This window comes from Coleofasciculus sp. FACHB-712 (assembly GCF_014695635.1).
In the GTDB taxonomy this organism is placed as follows: Bacteria; Cyanobacteriota; Cyanobacteriia; order Cyanobacteriales; family FACHB-T130; genus FACHB-T130.
On the sequence record NZ_JACJOQ010000340.1, the window covers coordinates 1 to 5991 of the forward strand.

Below are 5991 nucleotides of genomic sequence, written 5' to 3' on the forward strand. Positions count from 1 at the left end.
CCCGATGAAATGAGCGATCGCGACAAACCGATGACGCCATCGCCGGTAATTTTGCCGCGTCCCGTGTGACAAGCACTCAACACTACAAGTTCAGCATTTAGCTTCAGGTCAAAAATTTCTCCAGCAGTGAGGAATCCATTATCGTTCTTGGATGGAGCCAGCGCGATCGCGCCGGGAATGCCTAATTCTTGAATATCATCCAGTAAGCCGTGCGTCGCTAGATGGATTACCCGCGCCTGGGGCATCTGCTGCACAATCTCAACTTTGGTTGCTTTGTCACCAACGATCGCTTGAGTGTTCAAGAGTTTACCAATCGTCAGCGCTTCCCGTTCGGCACCCGGTAACGGTGCTAGTGGCTGAGGCGTTTGTCCAGCTTTAGTGGTGGGCATCGTGGGCATGGTCGGATTCCCCACCACTAGCATGTTTTTACTATCTAGAGAGGTCATATGCAACCTTTCTACACGTTGCTGTTGTTGGTGAGTAAGGTCTAGTACCTCAATAGCGGGAGCGGTTCGGATTGTGTGCTGCTCAATTAAGTATTTGCCATTCGGAGCTTTTAGCGCTGGGAAAGGCAGCAGAAACAGCCCACCTTGCGGAATAAATATTACATGGGAATTTGCGTCTTTGGGCAGGAAATCAGCAATTGGCTGAATCAACACTTGATGAAGTTGCGCTCTAGCCGCTTCTCCTTTTTGAATATTAGGGCCGTATAAAATACGACTGTTCGCTAGCAACTCTTCAAAAGAATTATCTTGCTGCCGCAGCGGTTTCAAGTCAACTCGGCGAAAGGCAACTTTACCTGTAGGCTGAACGACCCAAATAAAGAGTTCTGATGCCTGACCTCTGAGTTTACCCTGAACTTTGAATTCTTCTTCTGGGACAATTGAATATTCAACTAGCGTGGCATTTTGTTCTTTGGCAATTTTTTTAATTTGGGCGATGGTCGGAGGATTTAAATTAGTTTGACGTGCCGAAGCTTCAGGAGATAATCGTTGTTGCAGTAACTCTACAAACGCACGGGCACGTCCCCTTTCGGAAATTTCCAGAGCCGAATCTTCTTTGTTCTGGGCAATCAGGATTTGTTGCAATAGGTTGTAAGTCAGAACTTGCGTATCAAAAACTGAAACATTGTGAATATCGTTTAATCCCGGTCGCAGAGATTCCATAACCTCAACAGCATCGCGGAGGTTTTTCTCAGCTTCTGGGAGTTTGCGAGAGGCAAATAGCGTATGTCCCAGGTTATTGAGAGCCGCCCCCTCTCCTCGTTTGTCACCCAGCGATCGCGCAATTTCTAAACTCTTCTGATGATGCTCAATCGCTTTGGAGTAGTCGCCCAAATCCTCATAAGCAATTCCTAAATTTCCGAGTGACTTGTGCTGTAACTCGCGATTGCTAATTTCTTTGGCGATCGCTAAACTCTGCTGATAATAATCGAGCGCCTTAGTAAATTCGCCCTGAACATGATAAGCAGATCCGAGATTGGCTAGGGTGCTTCCTTGTCCTTCCTTATCGCTAATTTGCCGCGCGATCGCTAAACTCTGTTCGTAAGACTGAACGGCTTGCTGAGACTTGCCCAAATTAGCGTAAATAGCTCCTAGATTTCCTAATGCTCTCCCTTCCGCTGAGGGATCTTTAATTTCTCGTGCAATCGTTAAACTTTGTTGATAAGACTGAATTGCTTTGTCATATTCACCCAAAGCTTCGTAAGTATTGCCTAAATTGACTGAAACCTGACCCTCTCCCTGACGGTCTTTGGTTTCCTGCATAATTGTCAAAGCTTGCTGATGGGATGCGATCGCGCTTGCATAGTTGCCCACGGCTTTGTATGCAATTCCCAGATTTGAAAGTGCTTGCGCTTTAGCTGTAGGATTGCCATTTCCCGGTTGCATCGTCAAGAATGGCTCTAACAGCGCGATCGCATCCTTATAGTTTTCCTGAACCAGAGAAGCCGCACCCAGAACACCTCTGGCAGCAACTTCCCCCGGAACGTCTTTGAGTTCCTGGTAGATTTTTAATGCCTGTTGCCAAGACTGGACAGCAGGTGCAACCTGATTCGGCTGATACTGTTCAAAGCCTTGCTGTAATAGTCGATCTGCCGCGACTTTACGGCTATCTTGCGATGATGCGACTGATGCGGTGGGTTTTTCTTGCAAGCAACGCGGATCTCGTAGTTGCAGGTTTCGCCGTCGCGGATCTTGCAGTTGTCCAACACACACAGCAGATGTTTCAGCCGTTGACAATTTTAGCGTTCCATCGCTGTTGCGCGTCACCCGGTTCGCATGACGTGCATCTGAGCTGCTTTTGAGGCTGTTATCGAAGACAAGGATGCGATCGCTCGAATCCGATAATCCCGAATTAGAAGCGTCATTTTTCAGCGCAATCAGTTGTATATCTATTGTTGTTGGTCTGTCAGAATTATCAGTAGCAGTATCAGTGACACCAGTATTAGTAGTAGCAGTAACAGGCTTAGTGACACTATCTGGATTAGTCACAGGAACAGGGTTAGTCACAGGAACAGGGTTAGTCACAGGAACAGGATTAGTCACAGGAACAGGATTAGTCACAATAACAGGGTTAGTGACTGGTTTGGGTTCGGCAATTATGGGTATAAAGGGTTTATTTTGAAGCGATGCGGATAAGAATACATTAGCCCCACCTGCGACAAGGATAGCTCCACGAGTACCGCTAACAAAATCGGGAAACTCATTGGGAATATTTAGGAGCTGGTAACTTTCATTCCTTAGAAGACCAGGAGGAGAATTAAGATCAAAACTACTAATATTCTCCCCACTACTTGCGTCTACAAAGGGTTCACCCAAGCTAGTAGCAATCGGTCCTATCACAAAAGGTTGATTATTTCCTCCTTTAATCAAGATTAGAGGGCCGTTGCTTTCATCATCGGTTTTGTTTGCACCTGCATACCGGATAACGATGCGACCAGGAGTTCCGAACTTATTAAGGCCAGCCCTAATACTGACTGGTGGACTACCTTTTGTAATTACGCCGACGGTTGTTAGAGAATTGATTAATTTATCTTTCGGAATACCCTTGCTTACAAGGAAGTCAACCAATCCAGGAATATTTTTGATTAGATCATTTTGATAATACTCTATATCATTAGCAGTAAAAAACTGCGGACCTACAGCCCGAAAAAGTCCTCCAGCTGTAATATCAACACCGCCTGCTCCTGAAAAAATAGTTTCAACTACAATATTGCCTTTTGCAGACAAAATTACAGAGCTATCATCCTCGGAGGCTCCAATATTTCCAGATGCAATGCTGCCATTAGTAGCTTCCAATTCTACAAGATCATCACCAGAGATATCTCCAGTTATAATATTGCCTGCTGTAGCAGACAATGTAATGCTGCCATTAGTAGCTTCCAATTCTACAAGATCATCACCAGAGATATCTCCGGTTATAATATTGCCTGCTGTAGCAGACAAAGTTACAGAGCTATAGCTATCATCCTGGAAATTTGTGGTTTCAATGTTTCCAGATGCAATGCTGCCATTAGTAGCTGTAATATTTACAGAATCCTTGGTGGAGATATCTCCGGTTATAATGTTGCCTGCTGTTAAACTTACAAAATCACCACCAGAGATATTTCCTGTTTTGATGTTGCCTGTCGCATTCAAAGTTACAGAACTTCCTGGAGTGTCAGAGGCAATTAAGTTTAAGTCGCCTTTGAGGGTGATGTTGCCGCTGGTGATGTTGATGTTATCAGCAGCGATCGTATTATTAGCAGTTATATTTGCTGTGCTGGTAGCGGTAATACTTAGGGTCTTCAGAACAGGGCTACCTGGTAGCGTGATCTTAAAATCGCCGACTGCGCCGTCGAAAATAATGTTACCTGTACCTGCACTCAGCTTTAGAGCCTGGGGGGTATTAACTGCATTCAGGGTACTTTTAAATACAATGTCACCTGAACCATTACCTGTGCTAATGGTTTCGCTACTGCCAAGGAGAACCGGAGCATCAAAGATAATATTCCCGCCATTTAAGGTAATGGAGGCGTTTAAATTGATGGTGCCGGAAGTGAACGTAAGATCGGAGGAATTGGCATTGCTGCTCGCATCAATGTCACTGTTAATGGCGATGTTATTTGTGGCAACAATTGAGACATTTCCGGTAGCTAGGATTTGCTCAATTTTGTCGGCAGAAATGAAAAATGTGTCACCTGGATCGCTAGCCAGGATTTGTCCGTCGTCTAGCTGTGCATTATCTTGCCCAGTATCGCTTATAACAACGTTGGCAGGGTCTAATAATAGTTGACCCGCTTTTCCAGCCGTTGCCCCTACGTTTACAACGCCGTCAAAAGCTAGATTTTCCTTCCCAGATACTTCAACAAATCCGCCGTTACCAGAGTTTGTGCCACCTTTGCTGCTAATATTTCCGGAAAAGTCAGTAGTCTCATCTGCCCAAACAATAACTCTACCGCCATTGCCATTGCTAATAGCATCAGCTTTAATCGTTGCATCCTTACCTACATACGTTTGAGTGGCGTTCGGTACTTTACCCTTACCTTGATAATCGCCGCCAATTAAGGCAGTGCCTCCCTTTCCATCTCCAGAGACATCAATTTGAGCTTGTTCCACTAAGGCAACTTTGTTACCCACCACTTCCACAGTGCCTCCGGCTGCACCGGGTGCTTTATTTGCCGCATCGAGAGTACCGGACACAATAGTAGTACCCGCTTCACCCTTTATCTGGATGCCAGCTCCAGTTAATATTACCTGTCCATTACTGTTAACTTTCAGCCCGGTAGCATTGCCTCCACTTCCACCAGTCAGCAGTTGGGGTAATGTGGGAATTGGCAAATTCCAGTTTCCCGGTGGAGTATTTGCCGTTGCCAGGGGTTGAATCTCCAAACCTAGCAGCAGTCCTTGCTGAGTGATGCGGACTACACTTTCACCAGGGATGGCAGCTACGGTAATGTTACCCCCTGGTGCCGCGAGCTGCCCGGTATTGATAACTGTACCGCCTAGTAAAGTTAAAAAGTTTTGTCCCGACTGTAAGCTGAGGTTGCCAGCGTTGATAATGGCTCCTGGCTGAGTTGTGGCAAAAGCAAAAGCGTTGGGGTTTCCTGTCAGTGCGGCGTAGTTGTTAGAACCTGCTGCATTGAACCAATTTGATCCGATCCCAATTCCGGTTGCTGTTGTCGCGGTGAAGGAAGCAGGCACGTTGAGGCTGGCTCCTGCGCCGAAGATAATTCCTGCGGGATTCATCAAGAAGAGGTTAGAATTCCCGCCTGTTACCTGAATCAGCCCATTAATAATGGAGGCATCTCCACCGACAACGCGACCCAGGATATTTTGAATCTCTGGTTGGGAGAGAAAGTTAGCAATCTGGTTTGAGTTCAGTCCAAATTTCTCAAAGCTGTGGAAAAGATTCGCTCCAGATGGCTGTCCGCCGCTGATGTCGAAGCGATCGCCCTCAAGGACAACATCGGTGCCAGTGCCGTCAGTTGCGGGAATAATGGATTGCCCCTGCACTGCTTGGGTATTAATCGCTCCTACCAAAGGAAAAACTACCAGCAACCGACCGATGCTTCTCACCACATTCATAGGATTCTTGCTCAGGATTATCTAATTTTGCGAAACTTAAAATTTTTTTGGCTGCAAGAATAACCCTTAACTTTTAGTCAAGCGTTAACTTATTTTTGCTTGCAGCTATTTATTCTTTACTTTTTCAGCAATTTCACCAACATTATAAATATTGCTTTTTTAAAATGACTCTTCTTTTACGTATCTTTACTTAAACTTCATCAAATCTTTATAAAAGAGTTAGTTTGATCCCGAAGAATTACTCGTTGATTGTAAATATAATCGTCTTCAAGAATTTGTAAAGCTGAGATTCCCGACATCACAAAGAAGCCGGGAATATGAACTGGTAGAATCTCATGACTTAAATGGATTGCTATAGAGTGGTTTGCGCTAACCGTTAACTCTATGTTTGAGCGAACGGGACTTAAATAAAGTTTGCGTGGAT

Annotated in this window: 2 protein-coding genes; both read right to left on the reverse strand. The window is 45.2% G+C overall.

Going from position 1 to position 5991, the window contains the following annotated elements; translation table 11 throughout:
• A partial coding sequence (locus tag H6F50_RS08665) for a tetratricopeptide repeat protein (protein WP_190428372.1) occupies window positions 1-5567 on the reverse strand: 5567 nt, incomplete at its 3' end.
• Between the two features lie 200 nt (window positions 5568-5767).
• A partial coding sequence (locus H6F50_RS26730; protein WP_206754829.1) for a hypothetical protein occupies window positions 5768-5991 on the reverse strand: 224 nt, incomplete at its 5' end.